The sequence below is a fragment of the Allobosea sp. 10N428 genome (assembly GCF_056394545.1).
This window is the reverse complement of the sequence record NZ_JBFTIC010000005.1, coordinates 292,676-316,356: the sequence shown is the minus strand read 5'-3', so window position 1 is coordinate 316,356 and position 23,681 is coordinate 292,676. Positions and strand designations below refer to the sequence as shown.

Annotated in this window: 18 protein-coding genes; 3 read left to right on the top strand and 15 right to left on the bottom strand. The window is 67.5% G+C overall.

All coding sequences use genetic code 11. The features are described 5' to 3' along the window. Positions 1 to 64: 64 nt before the first annotated feature. From AC1DDA_RS17900 to AC1DDA_RS17850, 11 genes are all read right to left on the bottom strand, one after another. Positions 65 to 1,429 carry a sensor histidine kinase gene (locus AC1DDA_RS17900; protein WP_476796737.1) on the bottom strand — a complete coding sequence of 455 codons (1,365 nt, stop codon included), beginning with the start codon at positions 1,427 to 1,429 and terminating at the stop codon, positions 65 to 67. Then, complete coding sequence (locus AC1DDA_RS17895; RefSeq protein WP_476796736.1) at positions 1,426 to 2,100, bottom strand: response regulator transcription factor; 675 nt, start codon at positions 2,098 to 2,100, stop codon at positions 1,426 to 1,428. Before AC1DDA_RS17895 ends, AC1DDA_RS17900 begins: the two co-directional genes overlap by 4 nt. Before the next feature lie 179 nt (positions 2,101 to 2,279). Beyond that, a complete protein-coding gene (locus AC1DDA_RS17890) occupies positions 2,280 to 3,863 on the bottom strand; it encodes a sulfite reductase subunit alpha (protein WP_476796735.1) in 1,584 nt (527 codons plus the stop codon). A gap of 124 nt (positions 3,864 to 3,987) precedes the next feature. Further along, a complete protein-coding gene (locus AC1DDA_RS17885; protein ID WP_476796734.1) occupies positions 3,988 to 5,781 on the bottom strand; it encodes a NirA family protein in 1,794 nt (597 codons plus the stop codon). A gap of 11 nt (positions 5,782 to 5,792) precedes the next feature. Further along, positions 5,793 to 6,584 carry an ABC transporter ATP-binding protein gene (locus tag AC1DDA_RS17880; protein ID WP_476796733.1) on the bottom strand — a complete coding sequence of 264 codons (792 nt, stop codon included), beginning with the start codon at positions 6,582 to 6,584 and terminating at the stop codon, positions 5,793 to 5,795. Positions 6,585 to 6,593: 9 nt separating this feature from the next. Beyond that, positions 6,594 to 7,502 carry a nitrate ABC transporter permease gene (ntrB, locus tag AC1DDA_RS17875; RefSeq protein ID WP_476796732.1) on the bottom strand — a complete coding sequence of 303 codons (909 nt, stop codon included), beginning with the start codon at positions 7,500 to 7,502 and terminating at the stop codon, positions 6,594 to 6,596. 41 nt (positions 7,503 to 7,543) lie between these two features. Next, positions 7,544 to 10,231 carry a molybdopterin-dependent oxidoreductase gene (locus AC1DDA_RS17870; protein WP_476796731.1) on the bottom strand — a complete coding sequence of 896 codons (2,688 nt, stop codon included), beginning with the start codon at positions 10,229 to 10,231 and terminating at the stop codon, positions 7,544 to 7,546. Continuing rightward, positions 10,231 to 11,442 carry an NAD(P)/FAD-dependent oxidoreductase gene (locus AC1DDA_RS17865; RefSeq protein WP_476796730.1) on the bottom strand — a complete coding sequence of 404 codons (1,212 nt, stop codon included), beginning with the start codon at positions 11,440 to 11,442 and terminating at the stop codon, positions 10,231 to 10,233. The genes AC1DDA_RS17870 and AC1DDA_RS17865 overlap by 1 nt, the downstream gene beginning before the upstream one ends. A 4-nt stretch (positions 11,443 to 11,446) precedes the next feature. Beyond that, complete coding sequence (locus tag AC1DDA_RS17860) at positions 11,447 to 12,775, bottom strand: CmpA/NrtA family ABC transporter substrate-binding protein (RefSeq protein ID WP_476796729.1); 1,329 nt, start codon at positions 12,773 to 12,775, stop codon at positions 11,447 to 11,449. A 286-nt stretch (positions 12,776 to 13,061) separates the two neighbouring features. Further along, positions 13,062 to 14,135 (bottom strand): CmpA/NrtA family ABC transporter substrate-binding protein, encoded by a 1,074-nt coding sequence (locus AC1DDA_RS17855; protein WP_476796728.1) that lies wholly within the window; start codon positions 14,133 to 14,135, stop codon positions 13,062 to 13,064. Continuing rightward, complete coding sequence (locus AC1DDA_RS17850; RefSeq protein WP_476796727.1) at positions 14,132 to 14,716, bottom strand: ANTAR domain-containing response regulator; 585 nt, start codon at positions 14,714 to 14,716, stop codon at positions 14,132 to 14,134. Before AC1DDA_RS17850 ends, AC1DDA_RS17855 begins: the two co-directional genes overlap by 4 nt. A 263-nt stretch (positions 14,717 to 14,979) precedes the next feature. Between AC1DDA_RS17850 and AC1DDA_RS17845 the strand changes: the two genes are divergently transcribed. Both AC1DDA_RS17845 and AC1DDA_RS17840 read left to right on the top strand, forming a co-directional pair. Then, on the top strand, positions 14,980 to 15,192 hold the full coding sequence (locus AC1DDA_RS17845) for a hypothetical protein (protein ID WP_441510517.1): 213 nt from the start codon (positions 14,980 to 14,982) through the stop codon (positions 15,190 to 15,192). Between the two features lie 84 nt (positions 15,193 to 15,276). Beyond that, entirely contained in the window at positions 15,277 to 15,540 is a 264-nt protein-coding gene (locus AC1DDA_RS17840) for a DksA/TraR family C4-type zinc finger protein (protein WP_476796726.1), read from the top strand. A 54-nt stretch (positions 15,541 to 15,594) separates the two neighbouring features. On the opposite strand, the gene AC1DDA_RS17835 is transcribed toward AC1DDA_RS17840, so the two are convergent. Beyond that, positions 15,595 to 16,989, bottom strand: a complete 1,395-nt coding sequence (locus tag AC1DDA_RS17835) for a sigma-54-dependent transcriptional regulator (RefSeq protein ID WP_476796725.1) — start codon at positions 16,987 to 16,989, stop codon at positions 15,595 to 15,597. Further along, the gene (locus tag AC1DDA_RS17830) at positions 16,986 to 18,806 is read right to left on the bottom strand and encodes a sensor histidine kinase (RefSeq protein WP_476796724.1); all 1,821 of its coding nucleotides are present in this window, start codon (positions 18,804 to 18,806) and stop codon (positions 16,986 to 16,988) included. Before AC1DDA_RS17830 ends, AC1DDA_RS17835 begins: the two co-directional genes overlap by 4 nt. Positions 18,807 to 19,013: 207 nt before the next feature. Here AC1DDA_RS17830 and AC1DDA_RS17825 point away from each other — a divergent pair, with 207 nt between their 5' ends. Continuing rightward, the gene (locus AC1DDA_RS17825) at positions 19,014 to 20,351 is read left to right on the top strand and encodes a dicarboxylate/amino acid:cation symporter (RefSeq protein WP_441510513.1); all 1,338 of its coding nucleotides are present in this window, start codon (positions 19,014 to 19,016) and stop codon (positions 20,349 to 20,351) included. Between the two features lie 137 nt (positions 20,352 to 20,488). Here AC1DDA_RS17825 and AC1DDA_RS17820 read toward each other — a convergent pair whose 3' ends face one another. Both AC1DDA_RS17820 and AC1DDA_RS17815 read right to left on the bottom strand, forming a co-directional pair. Further along, complete coding sequence (locus AC1DDA_RS17820; RefSeq protein ID WP_476796723.1) at positions 20,489 to 22,684, bottom strand: tetratricopeptide repeat protein; 2,196 nt, start codon at positions 22,682 to 22,684, stop codon at positions 20,489 to 20,491. After that, positions 22,675 to 23,676, bottom strand: coding sequence for a family 8 glycosyl hydrolase (locus AC1DDA_RS17815; RefSeq protein ID WP_476796821.1), 1,002 nt, complete (start codon positions 23,674 to 23,676; stop codon positions 22,675 to 22,677). The genes AC1DDA_RS17820 and AC1DDA_RS17815 overlap by 10 nt, the downstream gene beginning before the upstream one ends. Positions 23,677 to 23,681 lie beyond the last annotated feature (5 nt).

The following is a 23,681-nucleotide window of genomic DNA, read 5'->3' as shown; positions in this document are numbered from 1 at the left end:
GGCTGCGGGAGATCTCGCCTTGCTTGATTATCTCAGCATTATGCCCGCGCTGAGCCTGAGGTGCTCAGGTCGGCATCGGCAGGCTCAGGCGGAAACAGGTTCCGCGCGATCGATCCAGAATTGCGATTGCGCCGCCGTGCAACTGGACAATTCCCTGCACGAGGTGCAGTCCGAGGCCCGCGCCCCGGTCCTGATGGGCGAGGCGGGAGAAGGGCTCGAAGACCCGCTCGCGCTGTTCGGCTGCGATCCCCGGACCTTCATCGATCACATCGATGATCCGCTCGGACCCTACCGCGATGGTGATCGTGCCGCACCGGCCGCCATGCTGGATGGCATTCTGCACCAGATTGACCAGCGCCCGTTCGAGCCCCGCAGCGTCTCCGATGACCTCAACCTGCTCGGCTTCGGCATCGAAGGCGAGCGCGTAGCCGGCGTTGATGGCGAGTGGCGCGAGATCGATGGCGACGCGTCGGCCGATCGCGACGAGGTCGAGCCTGACGAAGGCGTCGGGAGCACGTTCCAAACGCTGCAGATCGAGCAACTGCTCGGCCATCACGGCGAGGCGGGCAATATCCTCAAGCAGCCGGATGCGTTCGGCGGAACCCGGCAAGGTCTCGAGCCGGGTCTGCAGGATCGCGATCGGCGTCCGCAACTCGTGAGCTGCGTCGGCGAGGAAGCGCTTTCGCCGGGAATGCCCCTCGTCCAGTCGTTGCAGGGCGCGATTGACGGCATCGACGAGCGGCGTGACTTCGGTCGGCGTCAGCACTGTCGGCAGGCGGGTGCCGTGGCGGTCGATATCGATACGTTCCGCCTCCGCAGCAACGGCGCCGAGGCCCCCCAGTGCGCGGCTGACCACCATGGGCGTCGCGATCAGGGTCGCCAGGGCCATGACGACCAGCGCGGGCAATACGAAGCTCGCGAAGACGATGAGAGTGCCCTGGATCAGCCAGCGGAGCGGCGCCTCGCCTCCGGGACCGGTCACGACCTGGATGTCGCCAGCTGCGCTCCTGATCCAGCGCATCTGGGCGTTCGCGCGCGGCGGGTCCCCCAGGTTCCAACCCAGGCGGGCAACGCCGATCTCATCCAGCGCATCGCCGATGTGCGCGAAATGAGACGGCGGAGATCCCTCGACAAGCTGGCGCCCCTGCCGGTCTCGCACGATGTACCAGAGGTCGGGCACCTCGGCGCGCAGCTTGATCAGCTCCGGCGTCTCGCGGATCGCCAGGCTGCCATTGGTGTCGCGCAACACTGCGTCCTTCAACGCGTCGATCGTAATGTCTTCGGATTCGAAGTTGAGGAGATGGCCGCCGAGATAGAGCGCGGCGATGATCGACACCATCAGCAGCGAAAGCAGACCAGCTTGCAGCGCGAGCAGCCGGCGCACCAGCAGCCACTTCAGCGAATGGGCGCGCGGTGCCTGGAAGGTCATGCCACCCGCTTCAGCAGATAGCCGATACCTCGGATCCCGTGAATTTCGAGCTCCGCCCCCGCATTGCTCAGCCTCCGGCGCAGACGAGAGACATGCATATCGAGGGCGTTCGACTGGATTTCGTCATCGAAGCCGTAGACTGCTTCTTCCAATGTCGTGCGCTGGACGGTGCGGCCGTGACGGCGCAGCAGGCTCTCCAGCACCAACAGCTCGCGCCGCGGCAGATCGAGGACCTGCCCATCCACGCTTGCGCTGCGATTGCGCCAGTCGAATTCGAAACGGCCGATGCGCAGGAGGTCCGGCGCCAGCTCCGCCGATCGGCGCAGCACGGCGCGCAGCCGCGCGAGGAGCTCATCGATCACGAAAGGCTTGGCCAGGTAGTCGTCGGCGCCCGTATCGAGCCCCTCGACCCGCTCTTCGATGTCGCCACGGGCGGTCAGTACGATGACGGGAGCGAGCAGCTTCCGGGCGCGTATGCGGGGAAGCAGATCGAGCCCGTCACCATCCGGCAGATTGCGATCGAGCAGCACTGCGCCATGAACGCCGGCCGCGATCGCTTCCTCGCCTTCGGCCAGTGTGGTGACATGGTCGACGACCATGTCGCGTTGCCCGAGCGCCGTGCGCAAGGCACTGGCCATCTCCGGTTCGTCTTCGACCAGAAGAATGCGCATGCCGGGCCCTTAGCGGCCGCGCATGAGCGAGGCGCCTGCATCGGGCTTGGCAGTGGCTGGAGGCGCTGACGGCTGCGGCATGGGCTTCGCGTCGGGCTGAACTTCGCCCGATATCGACCCCGATGCTTGCCGCAACATTGCAGAGGAAGCTGATTCCGGACCGCTTGCGAGCCGGCGTTCTAATAGACATCAGCCTGATAGCGCCCGGCCTTCCGCAGGGACGCGACATAGGCGACTGCTTCCTCGCCGGAGCGGCCGCCATGCTCCGCGACGACATCGACCAGCGCGCGCTCGACATCCTTGGCCATGCGCTTGGCATCGCCGCAGACGTAGAAATGCGCGCCCTGTTCGAGCCAGGCCCAGAGCTCGGCGCCGCGCTCGCGCATGCGGTCCTGGACATAGACCCTTTCGCCGTCGCGCGACCAGGCGAGCGTCAGATTGGTGAGGAAGCCCGCATCCTTCATCGCCTGCAGCTCGTCCTCGTAGAAGAAATCGCAGTTGCGGCGCTGGTGGCCGAAGAACAGCCAGTTGCGGCCCGCCGCCTTCGTCGCCCGCCGGTCGTGCAGGAAGGCGCGGAAGGGCGCGACGCCCGTGCCGGGTCCGCACATGATGACCGGTGTCGCCGGATCGACCGGCAGGCCGAAGCCATGCGCACGCTGGACGTAGACCGGCACCTTGTCGCCGGGCGCCACGCGCTCGGCGAGGAAGGTCGAGGCCACCCCCCAACGCGGGCGCGAGCCGACCTTGTAGCGGACAGCATCGACCGTCAGCGTGATGCGGCCGGGCGTCGCGACATGCGAGGAGGAAATCGAGTAGAGCCGAGGCTGCAGCGGGTCTAGCGCCTCGACGAAAGCCTCCGCCGAGAGCCGCGCCTGCGAGAATTTGTGCAGCGTCCCGAGCACGTCGAGCCGGTCGAGATCGCCATCGGGATCTTCACCGGCGGCAAGGCGCCTGGCCTTGGCGCGGGCTTCCCCGCCCGTCACGTACGAGATGAGCTGGAACAAGGCGTCCGGCGCCGGCCCGAGCGCGCAGTCTTCCATGAGATTCTGGCGCAGGGACTTGCCGCCGATCTCGGCATCCGGCCGCGCGCCCAGCAGCGCAATCACCGCATCGACGAGTCGGGGATCGTTCCGGGCGACGATGCCGAAGGCATCGCCGACGATATAGTCGAGCCCGCTTTCGGCAAGATCGAGCTCGACATGCCAGGTTTCCTTCTCGGAACCCGTGCCATTGAGCTTGCGGCGCGAGAGAAAGGTCGCGAGCGCTGGATTCTCGCGACAGCGCCCCTTCGGTCCCAGCTCCGCCGCCGGCGCAGTCTCGGTGGGGACGGCCGGGACTGAGGCGCCAGGCTCCTCCATCAGCGCCTTGACCTGCCGCAGCGTCTCCTTGCCGCCCGGCGCGCAGAGATTGAGGCGGCCTTCGGCGCCGGAGGCGATGGCGGCGGAATAGGTTTCGCAGACATAGCCGCATTGCCCGCAATCCTGCTGGGCCATCGCGGCATAGAGCCGGCGCGGCAGGGGCTTGCCCTCGGCGAGCTCCAGGCGCTCCGGCATCGGCATGGACGGGTCGTGCCAGGGCGCCCCGTCATCCTCGGCCTGCTCCATCATCGCGGCGTTCTGCGCCGGGGACAGGGCGGTGACGCCGGCATTGTCGAGCGAGAGCAGCCCGGCGAAGAAGCCGTTGAGCCAGGAGCGCTGTTCCTCGCTGAAGGGAGCGCTCTCGGGGATGATCTGGGCGAGCGGGGAGGGCGATTGGACGGTCATGCGATGTCCCTCGCCGTCATGCTCGCCCTTGTGGTGAGCATCCACGTCTTGGCCATGGCGCTCGACGGTGGAAGGCGTGGATGGTCGGGACGAGCCCGACCATGACGGCTACGCATGTCGGCGCTCATGCCGCTTCTCCCGTCTGAGCGACCAGCGCCTTCAGCGTCGCGATGTCGTGACGCCGCGCGAAGGCGACGAAGCTTTCGTCGGGCGCCGCCCGTTGCGACTGCCAGCTCCGCAGGATGGCCTCAACGAGGGCAGGGGTGTCCTCGGCCTTCACATTCGTCAGCAATTCGCGGCCGATGCCGCCTTCGACGCCATAGCCGCCGCCGACGAGGATGTTGTAGCCGGGGACGGTGTCGCCCTCTTCATTGACCGGCACTTTCTGGCCGATCAGGCCGATATCGCCGATATAATGCTGAGCGCAGGAGTTGTGGCAGCCGGTCAGGTGGATATTGACCGCTTGGTTGAGCGTAAGGCGCGGCTCGCAATGGGCTGCGATGGCGAGCGCATCCTCCTTGGTATGGGCGCCGGCGAATTTGCAGCCGGTCGCGCCCGTGCAGGCGATCAGCCCGGCTCGAAGCACCGAGGTTTCGGCCGAGAGGCCGGTGGCTTGCAGATTCGCGAGCGCATCCTCGACCTTCGCGTCGGGCACGCCGGAGATCAGCAGGTTCTGCCAGACGGTGAGGCGGATATCGCTATCGCCGCATTGGCGCGCGATCGCTGCGATTACCCGCATCTGCGGCACGGTGAGCTTGCCCACCGGCAGCGCGACGCCGATCCAGTTGAGGCCGGCCTGAGCCTGCGCATGCACGCCGATATGGGCGAGACGATCATAGACCGGGCGCGGCGCGACGAAGGCGCCGTCGAGCCGGATCAGCCGGCGCCCGAGCTTCTCCTCGACGGCTGCGAGGAATTTATCGAAGCCCCAGGCGTCGAGCACATATTTGAGCCGGGACTTGTTCCGGTCGGTCCGGTCGCCATTGGCGATGAAGACGCGAACGATGGCGTCCGCCACGGCAATCGCATCCGAGGGCGCGACGATCACGCCGGTGTCGCGGGCGAGGTCCTTGTGGCCGGTGATGCCGCCGAGTGCGAGGCGATACCAGATGCCCGGCTCGACCGGCTGCCCGTCGAAGGTGGCACCCTCGGCAACCGCGATGGCCTGGAAGCCGATATCGTTGGTGTCCTCCAGCGTCGCGATCGAGCCGGCACCGTCGAAGGCGACGTTGAACTTGCGCGGCAGCCCGTAGAGCGAGCGGTCGTTGAGGATGTGGTGATGCCAGGCGCGGGCATGCGGGCGCGTGTCGAGGAGTTCGAGCGGGTCGATGCCGGCCGTCGCCGAGCCCGTGACGTTGCGGATGTTGTCGGCGCCCGAGCCCCTGGCGGTCAGGCCGAGATCGGTGAGCCCTTCCAGAAGCGACGGCGCGTTCTCGGCCGAAATCTCGCGGATCTGGAGATTGGCCCGCGTGGTGACATGGCTGTAGCCGCCGCCGCAGCGCTCGGCGAGATCGGCCACGCCCTCGAACTGCCAGGCGTTCAGGATGCCGTTGGGAATGCGCAGGCGGCACATATAGCTGTTCTGCGCGGGTGCCACATAGAACAGGCCATGGAAGCGCCAGCGGAAATCGTCCTCGGGCTTGGGAAATGTGCCGGAAGCGGCCTGTGCCTTGAAGCGGGCATAGGCGTCGAAGGGGTGTTCGGCCTGTTTCCACTTCTCCTGCGGAACGAGCTTGCCGCCGGCGGCGACAATGCGCTCCTGCGCCTCCAGATGCTCCCTGTCGGGGCCGGCGGGAGGCGCCGTTCCGCCGCCCGTTCCGCCGAGCGGCGCGAGCCCGCGCGCGGCCCGGGCCGACTGCATGCCGCTGGTGAAGCCTTCGAGATAGCGCTTCTGATCGGGTGTGAAATCGTCGCTCATGGCTGGCGCCGTCACGCCGCCTCGACGAAGCGGTGGCGCTCGTAGAGGAACTTCAGCACCGCCTCGCGCGCGGCGATGTAGGTGCGGTCGGAGACCAGTTCGAGCCGCTTGCGCGGGCGGGCGAGCCGCACGTCCAGTACTTCGCCGATGCGGGCGGAGGGGCCGTTGGTCATCATCACGATCCGGTCCGAGAGCAGCACCGCTTCGTCCACGTCATGGGTGATCATGATCATGGTGTTGCCGAGCGCGGCGTGGATCTGCATCACCGAATCCTGCAGATGCGCGCGGGTCAGCGCATCGAGCGCGCCAAAGGGCTCATCGAGCAGCAGGATCTTCGGCTCCATGGAAAGGCCCCGCGCAATGCCGACGCGCTGCTTCATGCCGCCGGAGATCTCGGACGGACGCTTGTCCCTGGCATGGCCCATCTGGACGAGGTCGAGATTGTGCATGATCCAGTCATGCCGCTCGGCCTTGCTCTTCCTGCTGCCGAAGACCTTGTTCACGGCGAGCGCGACGTTGTCGTAGACGGTGAGCCAGGGCAGCAGCGAGTGGTTTTGGAAGACCACGGCCCGGTCCGGCCCCGGCGTGTTGACCTCCTTGCCCTCGAGCAGGATGCCGCCGGTCGTCGCCGGCGTCAGCCCCGCGACGATGTTGAGCAGGGTGGACTTGCCGCAGCCGGAATGGCCGATGATCGAGACGAACTCGCCCTTGTCGATGACGAGGCTGATGTCCTTGAGCACTTCCGTGGTGGAGGCGCCGCGCTGGAAGCTTTTGTCGACATGGTCGATCTTGAGATAGCTCATCGTTCCGCCTCAGTTGGTCGCGGTGCCGCGGGTGACGACATGGCCGATGACAGCGACGAGGCGGTCGAGCAGGAAGCCGACCACGCCGATATAGACCAGCGCCACGATGATGTCGGAGAGGCGCGACGAGTTCCACGCATCCCAGATGAAGAAGCCGATGCCGACGCCGCCGGTCAGCATCTCCGCCGCGACGATGGCGAGCCAGGACAGGCCGACGCCGATCCTCAGGCCCGTGAAGATGTAGGGCGCGGCCGAGGGCACCATGATCTTGAAGAAGAACTCGACCTGGTTGAGCCGCAGCACCTGCGCGACGTTGCGGTAGTCCTGCGGGATGTTGCGGATGCCGACGGCCGTGTTGATGATCACCGGCCAGATCGCGGTGATGAAGATCACGAAGATCGCGGACGGCTGGCTGTCGCGGAAGGCAGCGAGCGAGAGCGGCAGCCAGGCGAGCGGCGGCACGGTGCGCAGCACCTGAAAGACCGGGTCCAGGCCGCGCATCGCCCAAACCGACTGGCCGACAAGAGCGCCGAGCAGCACGCCGACGATGGCCGCGAGGCTGAAGCCGATGGCGACGCGTTGCAGCGAGACGAGAATGCGCCAGCCCAGCCCGATATCCTGCGTCCCAGCCCAGTAGAACGGCTCGACGATCAGGTCCTTCGCCTCGGCCCAGATCTTGGTTGGCGTCGGCAGCGAGGATTGCGGCCCATGCGCGGCGAGCTGCCAGAACAGGAGGATGAGCGCGACCGTGATCAGCGGCGGGATCAAGTTGACAAGAACGCTCTTTGCCCAGGGAACGAGTTTGGCGGCGAACGGCTTTGAAGGCCCGGTCGGCAGCGCCACGATCTCCGGCGGCTTGCCCGGGAGCGAGACGACCGTCGCGCTCGCGATCGCGTCCTTCAAGACAGGCTGACCCATGTTCCAGTCTCTCCTTTGACCGAGCTCTTGCGTCGCTTGTGTCATGCCGCTTCGCTGGCGCGTGCCTGCGCCCCGACGCGGCGGATTTCGGGAAGGCAGGAGCCGCAATTGGTCCCCGCCTTGAGCTGAAGGCCGATCTCCTCGGCCGTCGCCGCGCCGGCCTCGAAGGCGGCGCGGATCGCATTCAGGCCGACGCCGAAGCAGGCGCAGACGGTCGGTCCGGGATCGGTCCCGCCGGGGCTGCGCCCGGACAGCAGGGAGAGCCGGCTGTCCACGGTCGCCGCCGGATCGGCGAAGATGGTTTTGACCGTGTCCCAGAGCGGGGCGCGGCCCGCAGGCGCAAGGAAGAGGGCGGCCGCGAGCCGGCCTTCGCGGAGCGCGGCGCAGCGATAGCTGCCACCGTCGCGGTCGATCAGCTCGGTCAGCTCGTCCGGGCCGAAGCGCTCGCGCATCAGCGCCGCCATCGCATCGATGGGCGCGTCGGTGGCAAACAGCTGACCTTCGCCGCCTTGCACCGCAAGCCGCGCCCACCAGCTCCCCCGAGGCAGCGCGAAAGGCTCGCGCGACAGGACGAAGCCCTCGAAGCGATAGGCGACTGGCGCTATGGAAACCGGCGTCGCCTTCAATTCGGGCTGGCCGGAGAAGGGGTCGCAAAGCGGCTGCGTCAGGGCGCCGATACGTGCGTCGGAGGCGGTTTCGCCCGACCAGTGAATCGGCGCGAAAAGCGAGCCTTCGGCGACACCGGCGTCGGCCGCGACCTTGAGCACCGCGCCGCCATGCGTACTGGCGAGACGGGCAAAGGCGCCTTCGGCGAGCCCGAAACGCGCGATGTCGGCCGGATGCGCATAGACCGAAGGTTCGACGATATGCGCGCTGAGCCGGGCGCTGAGGCCGGTTCGGGTCATCGTGTGCCAGTGGTCACGGACGCGGCCGGTGTTGAGCAGCAGGGGGAAAGCCTCGCTCTTTGCTGCGGCCAGCTTTGGGGCGGCGAGCGGGCGCATCTGCGCGCGACGCCCGGGGCCGAAGAAGTTTCCATCGCCGAAAAGCCGCGCCGTGCCCTGGGGCTGATGGGCCGGCACGGGCCATTGCGCCGGACGCAGCCCGTCATAGCCGGCCCGGTCGAGACCGGCATGGGCGCCGATATCGAAATCGCGCGTGCCGTCATTCTCGAAGGCGGAGAGCGCCGCGTGCTCGGCATAGATCTCGTGCGCGCCGACATAGGCGAAGGCTTCGCCGAATCCGAGGCGCTTCGCCACCTCGCCGACGATCCACCAATCCGGCTTCACCTCGCCCGGCAGCGGCAGGAAGGCGCGCTGGCGCGAGATGCGGCGCTCGGAGTTGGTGACGGTGCCGTCCTTCTCGCCCCAGGCCGCGGCCGGCAGGATGAAATGAGGCTTGGCCGCGACCGTGTCGTTCGAGAGCACGTTCTCGGAGACGATGAAGAGATCGAGGCCGGCGAGCGCGGCGCGCACCTTGTCCGCATCCGGGAGGGAGACTGCCGGGTTGGTCGCCATCACCCACATCGCGCGGATGCGGCCATCGGCGACCGCTTCGAGCATCTGCACCGCCTTTAGGCCCTCGCGGCGGGCGATGCTCGGCGCGCGCCAGAAGCGGCGGACGCGATCGATCTCTTCCGCGCCGTAACCCATATGGGCGGCCAGCATATTGGCGAGCCCGCCGACCTCGCGCCCGCCCATGGCGTTGGGCTGTCCGGTCAGGGAGAAAGGGCCGCAGCCGGGACGGCCGATCCGGCCGGTGGCGAGGTGGCAGTTCAGGATCGCCGCGACCTTGTCGGTGCCTTGCGCGGACTGGTTGACGCCCTGGCTCCAGGCCGTGACGACATGGGGCGTGCTGGCCCAAAGTTCGTAGAAGGCCGCGATCTGCTCTACCGGCAGGCCCGTCGTGATTGAAACCGAGGTCACGTCGGGGGCGATCTCGCGGGCATTGGCGAGGGTCTCGTCGAAGCCAGCGACATGGCGCGCGACATAGGTGCGGTCGATGAGACCGCGATCGGCGAGATGAACAAGAAGTCCGGCGAAGAGCGCGGAGTCGGAGCCCGGCTTCAACGCCAGCACCATGTCGGCCTCTTCCGCCGTGGCGGTGATGCGCGGGTCGAGCACGACAAGCCGCGCGCCACGCTCCCGCCGATTATCCTGCATCCGTCGGAACAGGATCGGGTGGCACCAGGCCGTGTTCGAGCCGACGAGGACGATCAGGTCGGCGCTGTCGAAATCCTCATAGGATCCGGGCACGGTGTCCGAGCCGAAGACCCGGCGCTGCGCGGCGACCGTCGAGGACATGCACAGCCGCGAATTGGTGTCGACATGGGGCGAACCGATGAATCCCTTAACCAGCTTATTGGCGACGTAGTAATCCTCGGTCAGGAGCTGGCCCGAGAGGTAGAAGGCGATCGCCTCGGGGCCGTGCTCGGCGGCGATCGCCCGCAACCCGGCAGCGACAGCATCGAGCGCCTCGTCCCAACCAATCCTGTCGTAGCTGCCTTCCGTATTGCGCTTCAGCGGGTGCAGCACCCGGTGGCCCAGCCCCAGCGTCTCGCCGAGCGCCGAGCCCTTGGAGCAGAGCCGCCCCCGATTGGCCGGGTGCTCGGCATCGCCTGCGATGGCTGCCCCGCCCTGCCCGTCAGGCGTCGCCAGCACACCGCAGCCGACCCCGCAATAAGGACAGGTCGTGCGCACGGGAACCGGAGCAAGGGGAGCGTCGTGGCGCATCAGGCGGCCTTCCCGACGCAATAGCTCTCGCCGAACGGCAGATCGGCGCGGATCGCGCTGATGTCCTGGCCCGAGCGGATCAGCCCGAGATAGAACAGCGCGCCTTGCGTATCGCCGACGAGCACGCAACCGACGAGGCGCCCGTCGCGCAGCACGAATTTGCGGTAGATGCCCGCGGCCGGATCGCGCAGCACGACGGTCTCAGTGCCATCGCCGGCCTCGAACTCGCCGGCCGAGAAGACGCCGACGCCGGAGACCTTGAGATTGGTCGAAAGCAGCGAGCCGGTATAGCGCTCCTTCCGGCCGGCGAGCCGCGCCGCCAGCACCCGCGCCTGCTCATAGGCCGGTTCGACCAGCCCGTAGGTCTGGCCACGGTGCTCGGCGCATTCGCCGATGGCGAAGATCGCAGGATCGCTGCTGGCAAGGCCGTCATCGACATCGACGCCGCGATTGACGTCGAGCCCCGCCGCTACAGCGAGCTCGACGCGTGGGCGCACGCCGATGGCGACGACGACAAGATCGGCCGGGATCGTGCTGCCGTCGGGCAACTCCACCGCCTCGACCCGCCCCTCGCCGACGAAACGCTCGGCCGTGCATTTCAACCGGATATCGATGCCGCGCGCGGCGATCGCGGCGGCGAGCAGGCTCGCGCCCTCGCGGTCGAGCTGGCGCTCCATCAGCCTGTCGGCCAGATGCAGAAGCGTGACCTTGCCGCCGATCTTGGCGAGCCCGTGAGCCGCCTCCAGGCCGAGCAGCCCGCCACCGATCACCACGACGCGCGCGCCTGCCGCCACGGCGCGAAACCGCGCGGCATCGGCGACATCGCGGAACGTCGCGACGCCGGGCAGCTCGAAGCCCGGCACCGGCGGCATCAGCGGCCGCGAGCCGGTGGCGAGGACGAGCTTGCCATAGGGCAGGCTAAGTCCGTCGCTCAGCGTCACCGTCTTGGCGATGCGGTCGATCGCGGTGACGGCGCGGCCGTAGAAGGTCGAGACGCCCCGCGCCCGCCACCACTCCGCCGGCTTGAGCTCGATCTCGCTGCCGCCGATCTCGCCTGCGAGAAGGGGCGAGAGCAGCACGCGATTATAGGCCAGCCGCGGCTCGTCGCCGATCACCGCCAGGGAATAGCGCCCGAGCGCGCGCTGGCTGAGTTCGTCAGCCAATCGCGTCGCGGCCATGCCATTGCCGACGATGATCAGGGGCTCGGCCATGGCGTCACGCGATCCGCTTGATCTTCAGCGCCTTGAGGTAGTCCATCGGCGCCGCGGGATCGAACTTCATGCCGTCGAAGAAGGTCTCGACGCCACGGGAATCGGCCGTCGGCGCGCCGGCGACGCCGAGCGTCTTCGCGGCCTCGCGCCAGAGATCGGCGCGGTTGGTCCTGTCGACCAGCGCCTTGATGTCGATCGTCGGCTCGAACTTGCCCCAGCGGATGTTCTCGGTGACGAACCAGGTGTCGAGGCTCTTCCAGGGGTAGGAGGTCGCGCCGCCTTCCCCCCAGAACTTCATGTAGAGATTGGTGCCTTTCGCCTCGCGGCCATTGCCGTAGTTGATGTCGCCGAGCAGGCGTTTGTTGATGTCGCCGACCGGGACGTTGAACCATTGCCGCTTGCCGACGATCTCGGCGAGTTCCTGGCGGTTCTCCATCTTGTCTGCCCAGATCTGGGCCTCCATCACGGCCATCAGGATGGCCTGCGTCGCCTTGGGGTTCGCATCGACGAAATCGGCGCGCATGCCCAGGATCTTCTCGGGATGGCGGAACCAGAGCTCGCCGGTGGTCAGCGCGGTGTAGCCGATGTTCTGGTTGACGAGCTGCTCGTTCCAGGGCTCGCCGACGCAGAAGCAGTCCATCGTGCCGACCTTCATGTTCGCCACCATCTGCGGCGGCGGCACGACGATGACCTTGATGTCGCTGTCGGGGTCGATGCCGCCGGCGGCGAGCCAGTAGCGGATCCAGAGGTCATGGGTGCCGCCCGGGAAGGTCATGGCGGCGGTCAGCTCCTTGCCGGCGGCCTTCTTGCGCTCGAAGGCCTGCTTCAGCGGCGAGGAATCCTTCTGGACGTTGAGATCCTTGTATTCGTTGGAGACCGCGATCGCCTGCCCGTCCTCGTTGAGGTTGAGCAGCGTGTACATCGGCAGCGGCTGGCCGTTCTGCATGACCTTGCCGGTGGAATAGAGATGCGTCTTCGGCCGCAGGATATGGCCGCCATCGATGCCGTTCGCCTTGAAGCCGAGCGCCATGTTGTCGCGCGTCGCGCCCCAGCTCGCTTGCTTGGCAATGTCCATGTCGGGCAGGCCGTATTTGGCGAAGAGGCCCTTCTCCTTGGCGATAATCAGCGGCGAGGCGTCGGTCAGCGCGATGTAGCCTAGACGCGTGCCCTTGACCTCGGGACCGGTCCCTTGCGCGAAGGCGCCGGAGGGCAGCGCGGCCCTTGCCGCCGTAAGCAATGCAGCCGCGCCGGACACTTGCAGGAACTGGCGACGGCTGGCGCCGCCTTGCTTGGATGCGGCCGCCTTGATCCCGGTCTTGGAGCTATGCGTCATCGATCGCCTCTCGGTTGCTGAAAAGCCGCGCGTTTGAACCAACCCCGAACGCGAAAAACGCCGCGCGAAAGACGCCTGGACAGGCGCATTCGACAGCGGCGTTGCTGTGTCTTCCGGATCGGGGATGGCGCGGGCAGCGTTGGCCGCGTTGTATCAAGCTTTACAAGGATCGTGCCAACCGCTCGGCGGCGCCGCGATCCTTGAATTGCAATAACTTGCGAACTCACGAGCTGGCGCGCGATCGGTGCAATCGCTTTGCTGCGTCGCACAAGAGAAGCGCATTGGCCTAATGTTTGGGCATAATCGGATGGTTGGCCAAAATGCCTTCGAAATAGGCCGGCAGGAAAACGCCTCGGGCAATGTCGCGCATCTGCGGCGTCGCGACGATCTGGCCGGCCCGTTCCATGCCGGCCAGAACCCAGTCGGCATCGTCCGGATCGGGGCGCAGCGCCTCCGGCTCGAGCCGGATGAAGTGATCGATCTGGCGCGGCGGCCTCTCGGCACCCTGGATCAGCTCTCCGTGCAGGATACGTTCGATGAGGGGGGCCGGCAGCGCGAGTCGGTCCGGCGCGGAAAGATGCTGCGCCATGCGCGGAAAATTCTCCGGGCGACAGGCCCAGGCGCTGGCCTGCAGGATCGCGGCGCCGAGCTTCGCGACGGCGGCCGGGCGCCTCTGCACGTCGTCGGCGCGCCAGGCGAGAACCTTGTCATGGCAATTGCGGCGCAGATCGACGCTGGCATGCACCATCGCGCCGACGCCGGCCGCCACGGCCGCCGAATTCCAGGGCGCGCCGGCGCAGAAGCCGTCGATCCGTCCGCTGGCGAGCGCCTCGACGGTCTGGGGCGGCGGCACGACCTCGAAACGAACGTCGTCGCCGAGCTTGAGCCCGGCCTTCTCCAGCCACTCTCCGAGCAGGTAGATATGCGTCGAGAATGCGAACACAGCGGCGAAGGTCAGCGGCGGCAGGCCAGCGGCCCGGCGGCGCGCGACCAGCGTGGAGAGCGCCCGGGCGGAGACGGCGGTGTCGGCGGGATCGCCCTCCGCCAGACGCGTCATTTCCTCGAAGCGCCGCAACGAAAGCGTAATCGCCGCACCATCGCGATTGAGCGCCAGGGGCGCCGCCATCGGAGCCTTGACGCCGCCGATCCCCAGCGTCGCGGCGATAGCGGCGGGGCCGAGCATATGGGCGGCGTCGAACAGGCGCACATTCAACTTGTCGCGCAGGTTCGACCAGGACACTTCGCGAACCAGTTCGAGATCGAGCCCCTCGGCCTCGGCGAAGCCCTCGTCCTTCGCCAAAACGACCAAGGCGCAATCGACCAACGGCATGAAGCCGACCCGCAGGTGCAGCGTCGTCATTTCAGCATCTCCGCGGCGGTGATGAGGGAGCGGGCGATGTCGACGAGCTTGCGCTTCTCGTTCATCGCGGTGCGGCGCATCAGCGCGTAGGCCTCGTCTTCCGAGAGACCCTTCAGCCGCATGACGATGCGCTTGGCCTGGTCGATCGTCTTGCGGTCCTCGAGCTGCGAGCGGGCCTCGTCGAGCTCCTCGCGCAGTTTGCGGAAGGCGTTGAAGCGGCTGATGCAGGTCTGGAGGATCGGTTGCATCCGCTCCTTCTTCAGCCCGTCGACGATGTAGGCGGAGACGCCGGCCTCGACCGCCGCCTCGATCGAGGCGGAATCCGACTGGTCGACGAACATGGTGATCGGCCGGCGGATATGCCTGCTGACGAGAAACATGTCCGCCAGCGCGTCGCGGCTGGGATCCTCGAGGTCGATCACGACGACATCGGGATCATGGGCCTCGATGGCGGCGATCAGCCCGGTCGTCGCGGACAGGCGGATCAGCTGCCGGTAGCCCGCTTCGCGCAAGCCTTCCTCGATGATCGTGGCCCTGACCTGGTTCGCGTCGACGATGAGGATCCGCAGATTTGGCGCCATGCCTTTCGGCCGTTCCTTTGGGACGGGTCGCGATGGGCCAATCAGGAATCGTGCCATCGCGGCCAAGGCGTCCGTCCGAACGCTCGGTGACCCCGGTGTTTCAGCCCGCCGCCGCGAAGGCGGGGGTCGCCTTGCGAGCTTCGTCCGCAGGGGGCCGTGGACTGACGCGATGTGAGCCTGTAGCGAAAGCTCCTCCGACAACGATGTCGCCGCATGGGTTGGCCCGGCAATGTCAGCGTTCGGCAGACGATGGAGATCGCACCATGCCCAAGCTCTGCAAATTCACCTCGCCGAAGGACGGCCAGCCCGTCTACGTCAATCCCGACCAGGTCAGCGTGGTCTACACCTTCAAGGGCGAGCCGCCGGATACGATCATCGCCTTCCGCAAGGACTTCCTGCTCGGCGTGAAGGAGAGCCTCGACGAGGTGGTGAGCACGCTCGAGAACGCCCAGGCCGCGGAGAGCAACCGCATCTGACCGGGAAGACCTCGGCCCAGACCAGGCACCCGCGTTGGATTCCTGCACGCCGACCCCATATCCTCCCGGAACGGAGGTATCAGGATGGCGAGCGGTTGGGCGCCCGACGGGGCCGTTCAGGACCAGATCGACGATTCTATCAATGACGCGGTCCGGCTGGCGCGCTCGCGGCTGCCGGCCGGGCCGGGCGAGATCCATTGCCAGGAATGCGGCGATGAAATCCCCGAGGCGCGCCGCCGCGCCATGCCGGGCGCGCGCCTGTGCGTGTACTGCCAGTCCGGCCATGATCGCTCGGCGGCGTCCTCCGCCTACAACCGGCGCGGCAGCAAGGACAGCCAGCTGAGATAGGCAGGTCGGCGCTGCCCTGCGCGCCGATCAGGAAGACCGCAGGCGCCCGGGTGTTCAGCGCGCGGGCAGTCTTGGCTCCCGTTCTGCTCCGGGCTCATAGGCCGCGCGGTCGATGCCATGCCTTGCGAGCTTGTCGTAGAAGGTCTTGCGCGGGATGCGCAGCTTCTCCAGCGCGGCCCGCACATCGCCCTGCGTTTCTTCCAACGCCTCCCGGATCAGGGTCGCCTCGACGGCGTTCAGCCGCTCGGGCAGGCTCAGCGGGCCGCCTTCCTCCGCCTTCGTGACCGGCAGCAGATTCTCCGGCAGGCCGAGTGCGACACGTTCGGCGAAATGGACGAGTTCGCGGACATTGCCCGGCCAGTCGTTCTCGACGAGGTGTCGTTCGACGGCGCGGTCGAGGGCCGGCACCTCCCGGCGGTATTTTTCCGCCGCCCGCGCCAGGAAGCGCGAAAACAGCAGCGGGATGTCGCCGCGGCGCTCGCGCAGCGGCGGGATGTGCAGCGTCACGACGTTGAGGCGGTAATAAAGATCCTCGCGGAAATCGCGCCGCCGCACGGAGTCGCCGAGGTCGGCCTTGGTCGCGGCTACGACCCGGAGGTCGACGCGGCGCAGGTCGTTCGAGCCGAGCGGCGCGATCTCGCGCATTTCCAGGACGCGCAGCAGCTTGACCTGCGCAGCCAGCGGCATGCTCTCCAGCTCGTCGAGGAAAAGGGTGCCGCCGCTCGAATGCTCGATGCGCCCGATCCGCCGCTTCTGCGCGCCGGTGAAGGCACCGGGCTCATAGCCGAAGAGCTCGCTCTCGATGACGCTATCCGGCAGGGCACCGCAATTCAGCGCGACGAAGGGCTTGTCGCGCCGCCGCCCGAGGCGATGCAGCAGGTTGGCGACGACCTCCTTGCCGGTTCCCGTCTCACCCTGAATGAGCACGTCGACATCGACATCGGCGAGTTCGCGGATGGTCTGGCGCAGACGCATGATGACAGGCGTCTCGCCGATGAGGGTGGTTTCTTCCTCGCCGCGTGTCGCCAACGCCCGCAGGCGGCGATTTTCGAGAACGAGCGCGCGCTTTTCGGCGGCGCGACGCAAGGTCTCGACGAGGCGCTCGCCGGAATAGGGCTTGGCGATGAAGTCGTAGGCGCCTTCGCTCATGGCACCCACCGCCGTCTCGATATCGGCATGGCCCGAGATCATGATCACCGGGATGTCGGGATCGAGCGCCCGCAGCCGCCGGAGCAATTCGATGCCGTCCATCCCGGGCATGCGGATGTCGGTGACGACGATGCCGGCATAGTCCGGCCCGATTCGCTTGAGCGCCGCGTGGCCGGAGGGCAATGCGACCGCCGGGAAGCCGGCCAGACGCAGCGCCTGGACATTAGCGTCGCGCAGATCGGGATCATCGTCGACGAAGGCGACCTCGATCGCAGCGATGGAAGCGCTGGAATCGCTCATGCGGCGGCCCTTTCGAGATTGATGACGAAGCTGGCGCCTTCCCCCGGCCGGCTCGTCGCCGTCAGCGTGCCCCCGAAGGACGTGATCATGTCCTGCGAAATGACCAAGCCAAGGCCGAGCCCTTTGGGCTTGGTGGTACTGAACGGGGTGAAAAGCTGCGCCAGCGCGTCGGCGGAGAGGCCCGGTCCGCGATCCGTGATCGCGATCTCGACCCGGTCTCCACGCGGGGTGACGGTGATGGCGAGCGCGGGCTTGCCTCCATCGCCCCCTTCGAGAATGGCCTCGATCGCGTTGCGCAGGAGATTGACGAGCACCTGTTCGAGTTCGATCGGACGAGCGCTGACGAGGACCGGCCCGGCTGGAGCTGTGACGACCGGCGTTACTCCGGCCAGGCGCAGCGGCCCTTCGAGCAAGGTCAGGGCGCCTTCGATGACGGTGGCGACCGGGACCGGCACCGGCGGCCCTTTTCCGCGGCGCGCGAAGCCCCGCAGCGCCTCGGTGATCGCGCCGATCCGGTCGGTCAACGAGACGATCCGCGCCAGTGCGCCGTCAGCCTCGATCGTGTCGGAGCGCTTCAGGAAGGCGCGCGCGTTCTCGGCATAGGTGCGCAGCGCCGCGAGCGGCTGATTGACCTCATGAGCGACGCCGGCGGTGACCTGGCCGAGCGTGGCCAGGCGGTTGGCCTTGGCGAGTTCCTCCCGGAGATTGGACAGCCGTTCCTGCGCCAGGGTCCGCGTCGCCATTTCGGCGACGAGGCGCTGGTTGGCGCCGGCCAGTTCGGCGGTGCGCTCGGCAACGCGTTCCTCGAGCTCGGCCTTTGCGCGCGCGTCGGCCTCGCGCCGAACGAGGTTGTGCTGGCGCCGGCGCAGGGCAAAGGCGGCGAGCGCGGCGCCCGGCATCAGCACGAGCGCGACGAGCGCCTGCGATTGCGAACGACCTGCGGTGATCGCTGCATCGACAGGCAGCAGTACCTCGAGCACCCAATCCGTCGTCGGCACGGGGTGGCGTATCCGGACATAGCGGCCGGTGAGCGGGGTCGTCCCCTGGACGAGCTCACCTTGCTGCACCAGCGGCAAGGGCGTCAGCGGCGCGGCGCCGAACTGGAGGGAGTCCCGGATCGCCGCGGCCGTCGCCTGGTCGAGCGGCGCCTCGACCCGAAAGCGCCAGTCCTCGACCGTCGCGAGCAGCACGACGCCGCGTTGGTCGACGACATAGCTCTGGCCGCCCAGCGCTCGCCAGTCGGCCTCGACCCGGTCGAACTCGACCTTGACGACGATCACGCCGAGGCTCTGGCCGGCCTCCTCGATCCGCCGGGTGATATAAAGGCCGGGACGTTGGCTGACCGTGCCGAGCGCGAACTGCTCGGCGCCGCCGGAGGCGACGGCACCGCGGAAGTAGTCGCGGAAGCTGTAGTCGTTGCCGACGAAGCTCGTCGGCTCGTTCCAGTTGCTGGCCGCGATTGCGATGCCGTCAGGGCCGAGCAGATAGATCACGGCGGTGCGGGCTTCGCGCGCGATGGCTTCCAGCTTGAGGTCGAGACCGTGGCGGCTACCGCCTGTCAGTGCCTGGCGAACGTCCGGGTCGCGGGCGAGGATCACCGGCAGAGCGCGCTGCTTCTCGAGCTCGCCGCGCAGGATGGCGAGTGCCAGCGTTCCGGCATCCTCGGCCCGCGATTGCGTGCCGGCGATGGCCCGGCTGCGACCGAATTCGCCGGCGGCGAAGAGCGAGGCGATGGCGATGGCCGCGACGACCAGCCCGAAGACCAACCAGCGCAGCTTCGCGGCCCCCCTTCGAGGATCGAGCAGGAAATGGCTCATAACCAGTCGTTGTGCGGATTTCCGCACAAATCAAGAGGGGCCCGTGCGGATTTTCGCCAAATAGCCCGCCCCGGCCCGCGTCGAGGCCCCGCTAACGCGTTGTTCTATAAGAAGTCTGTCGATTTCGCGCGGTTGGCACGCCGATTGCGCAACGGGCCTAGCGGTTTCGAACAAGAGCAAGAACACCGCCGACCCAAGGAGCACATCATGGCGACCACGCTCGACCTCGCGTCCGCTCAGCCGGCGCGCCCCAGGAAGTTCTACCAACACCTCTATGTCCAGGTTCTGTTCGCCATCGCGGCGGGCATTCTGCTCGGCCATTTCTGGCCCGAGCAGGGCGCGGCCATGAAGCCGCTCGGCGACGCCTTCATCAAGCTGGTCAAGATGATCATCGCGCCGGTGATCTTCCTGACGGTCTCGACCGGGATCGCAGGCATGAGCGACATGCAGAAGGTCGGGCGCGTCGCCGGCAAGGCGATGATCTATTTCCTCGTCTTCTCGACGCTGGCGCTGATCGTCGGCCTCATCGTCGGCAACGTCATCCAGCCCGGCACCGGGCTGCACATCAACCCGGCCAGCCTCGATGCCAAGGCCGTGCAGGGCTATGCGGCCAAGGCGCATGATTCCAGCATCGTCGGCTTCCTGCAGAACATCATCCCGGACACGATCGTCGGCGCCTTCGCCTCCGGCGACATCCTGCAGGTGCTGTTCTTCTCGGTGCTCTTCGGCCTTTCGCTCTCGATGGTGGGCGAGCGCGGCAAGCCGGTCCTCGACTTCCTGCAGGCGCTTTCGGCTCCGATCTTCAAGCTGGTGGCGATCCTGATGAAGGCGGCCCCGATCGGCGCCTTCGGCGCGATGGCTTTCACCATTGGCCGATACGGCATCGGCTCGGTCGCCAATCTCGCGATGCTGATCCTGACCTTCTACCTGACGGCGGCGATCTTCGTCCTTGGGGTGCTCGGTGCGGTCGCCCGCTACAACGGCTTCTCGATCTTCGCCCTCATCCGCTACATCAAGGAAGAGATCCTCCTTGTCATCGGCACCAGCTCTTCGGAAGCGGCTCTGCCGAGCCTGATGGAGAAGATGGAGGCGGCCGGCTGCAAGCGCTCCGTCGTCGGCCTGGTCATCCCGACCGGCTATTCCTTCAATCTCGACGGCACCAACATCTACATGACGTTGGCGGCGCTGTTCATCGGGCAGGCCATGGACATTCACCTGCCGCTCGGCGACCAGATTCTGTTGCTGCTCGTCGCCATGTTGAGCTCGAAGGGCGCGGCCGGCATCACCGGCGCGGGCTTCATCACGCTGGCGGCGACGCTCTCGGTCGTCCCCGCCGTCCCGGTCGCGGGCATGGCGCTGATCCTCGGCATCGACCGCTTCATGTCGGAATGCCGCGCGGTGACCAACTTCATCGGCAATGCGGTGGCGACGATCGTCGTGGCGCGCTGGGAAGGCGAGCTCGATCAGGACCAGCTGAAGGCCGCGCTGAGCGGGCACTCTCCGCTGGTGGTCGACGGCGAGGTCCTGGCGGTCCCGGCCGAGTAAGGCCTGTTGCTTATAAAGCCTGGAGCACCGATCTTCCGCGGTGCTCCGGGCGGAGCCAATCGATCACGCCTCTGTTCGCAAATGTATCGGACCTTGCGGGCCGTCTCGATCGAGGCGGCCCGCAAGGTCCGAACTGTTCAGTATCTATTGCGCTGGGTCACGTCGCGGATCGCGGTCAACCCCGACAGGGCATCCGGCGAGTTGTTGGTCTTGTAGAGCGCCTTGAAGACCTGGCTCGCATCGTCGTAGCGGCCGAGGTTGAAGTAGGACCAGCCGCGCATCAGCAGCAAGTCGGTCGTCTCCGGAGCGTAGCGCGCCCGCGCCGCAAGAGTGACGAGCGCGCCGTTGTAATCCTTGGTATCGTATTGCGCGAAGAAGCGCTCGGACAGGAGCAGGGCCGAAAGCTCGTTGCGCCGTGCGGGAGGTAGAGCCGCACTGCCGGCCGCGACGCTGGCTTCCGACGTCAGGCCCTGCTGGATCTTGGCATAGGCGAGGCCGGCTGACGCATCTGAGACAATCTGTGCGGTCCCGGTGCGCCGCGCGGCTTCGAAGGCTTCCGCCGCCGCGACCGGGCGCTTGAGATTGAGAAGGCACCAGCCACGCTGCAGGGCCGCAGCGCCGGATGAGCCGGCGCCGCAACTGCCGCTGCTCGGGCGGGCCGTGCTCGACCGGGGCGGCGGCGCAGCGACTGTCGTGTCTTCAAGTTCCACGGGGTGAGCGCGCGCCGCAGTTATCGGGGGCCGAGGCGCGCGTTTCAGCGGTTCCAAGGTAGGTTCCAAGCGCGTGCTCTGGCGCGTCTCGGCGATGAGAGGCCGGTCGACACGGGCTTGGGTCGGGGGCTGGGGCGGTCTGCGCGCAGGGTTGAGGATATCGGCGATCCGTTGGGAACGCCCGCCCCATTCGGACATCAAGGCGCGCAGCCCGGCTTGGTCGCGCAGACGCTGGCGCACCAGCGCCAGCCCATAGGCTGCCGGCTCGTAGTCACTGTCCCAGGACAGCGCCGTTGCGAACCAGGTGCTGGCCGGCGCAGTCTGCCCGGAGTTGTAGGCATACCAGCCGAGCGCCCCCGCACCGGGAGCGTACCGGTCCTTGCCCACGGCCTTGGCGATGCGCTCGATCACGGCACGGTCGAGGCGCGGCGGCGGCTCCTGGGTGAGCAGCGCCGTGATGACGTCGAGATAGGCCTTGCGATTGGCTGCGCCAGCTTCCAGCCACTGCGCGCCGAGCGTTTCGGCCTCCTGGTATTTCCGCGTCGCGCCGAGGGCGAGCACCGCGCCTTCCGCCGCCTTCGCCCCGCCCTTGCGCGCGAGCGCGGTCTGGAACCAGGTCACGGCCTTGGTCGGGTCGTTGTGGTGGAGAGCGTAGAAACCGAGAAGGATGGGGTCGTCGGCCGTCGTGGCTGCGTTGGCGAGGGCTTCGATGCGCCGGAGATCCTCGGATGTGGCTGTCTGCGTCGGGTCGTCGGCAGCCTTGCCGATGCGACGCCGTGCGAGCTCGTCGCGAATGCTGGCAAATTCGGTCTGCCGTTCCTGCGCCAGCAGCGGCTCGACCAGATTTTCGGGCAGGGTCGCGAGCGCCTTCTGCATCGTGCCGACTCGCTCGGCCGGGTTGGTGCAGTTGGTCAGCACATAGGCGAAGGCGTCACGTGCGCGGTCGGGCTTGCCGGTCTGGACGAAGGCCTCGGCGACGCGCCAGAGCACATCGACATTGGCGCAGGTCAGCATCGCCGGCGTCTCGGTGCCGAGGCGGATGACCTGTTCCCATTGCCGGGCATTGGAGGCGTTGACGAGGCGTTGGCGCGCTTCGGCCGTGTCGAGCTGCGCCACGAGATCGGCAGGCGCACGCCAGCTTGGATCGGCGCTGCCGCGCTGGGCTATCGCGGCCCGGGCCTCGCCGTACTTGCCCTCGGCGAAGAGCTTCCACACCCGCTCGAGCTCGGGATCACCGACCTGCCCCTGCGAGGTCAGATCGGTCGGCGGCTTCCATTCGGGGTAGAGCGCCCGCAGCCTCGCGAGTTCGGCTTCGAAGCGGCGAACGTCGCCCTGCGCCGCGAAATAGCGCAGCGCGGTTTCATCGACCTTCTGCGGGGGCTGCTGCGTTGGGGGCTGAGTCGCTGACGGCGTCGCGGGGCGCGCGGGCGCGTTCGGGGCCTGCGCCAGTTCAAGCGCCGGCTCATTGCCCGGCACGGCCTGCTGCGCCTCGCCCTGGGCGAGCGCCGGCCGGATCACGGGTTGCGAGCCCGGCCATTTTGTATCCTGACCACTGTAGCGGCCAAGGGCATAGAAGGCGGCACCCGAGGCCGCGGCGACGATCAGGACCGATCTCACATGCATTGCGGATACCTCTCGCTCAGCATCGAGAGGGAGAGAAGATGCAGCGTCGACGGGTAGTACAGCGTAGGCTGGAAGGTCTTCAGCTCAGCCGGAATCGGGGTTTTGTCGAGTGCGCAGGCCATCGCTGCGGCGAGTATGCGATAGCCCGCATCCGGCAGGGGCTCGACGGGTTTGCCGCTGCGGACGTCGACAACCGCCGTGCCGCCGGCCCAGGCCTGGCGGAAGGGCTCGAGCCGCGCCTTCTCGCCGAGCCCGGCGCGCAGCAGATAGAGGGGGATGCGGAGCGCATTGTAGCCGAACTGGGCGGGGAAGCCTTCGGCCGGCTTTGGTTCGGCCTTGATCGACAACCATTCCGGCGCAAGCAACTTCCGCTTGGCCAGTTCGTCGAGCAGCTTGAGCCCGCTGGCCTGGACATGGGTCCACATCGGGTCGCCGGTCAGCTGGGTCATGACGGGGAAGGCTTCGAAGACCCAGTAGGAGGGGTTGATCACCGGGCCGTCGGCACGATCCTTCTCGGAGAAGCCGACCGCGGCCGGCATCAGCCAGACATCGTTGCCGCGCTTCAGGAGTGCGACCTTCGCAAGAGCGCGGGCGAGCTGGCGGGCGGCGGCGCTGTAGGCGGGCATGTTCCAGCGGCTGCCGGCGCAGGCCAGCGCGTGGGCGATCAGAAGATCGCCATCGCTGGCGTTGTTGATGTCGGTGACGCGGGGGCTCGCCTTCGGATCCCAGCGCCAGGCGGCGAGCCCGTCGTCGCGGATGAGCAGTTCCGTGCGTGTGAAGGCGAAGATGCTGGCGAAGGTGCTGCGATCTCCCGCCAGGCACGCCAGCAAGAGCCCGTAGCCCTGGCTCTCGCTATGGCTGATCCCGCCATTCGCATCGTCGACGACGCGGCCCTCGGCGGTGACGAATTTCTGCCGGTACAGCGCCCAGGCATCGGCGGGCACCGTCGCCTGCGCATTCGGAAGGAAGCCGAGGAGAGCTGCAGCGAGCATGGCGA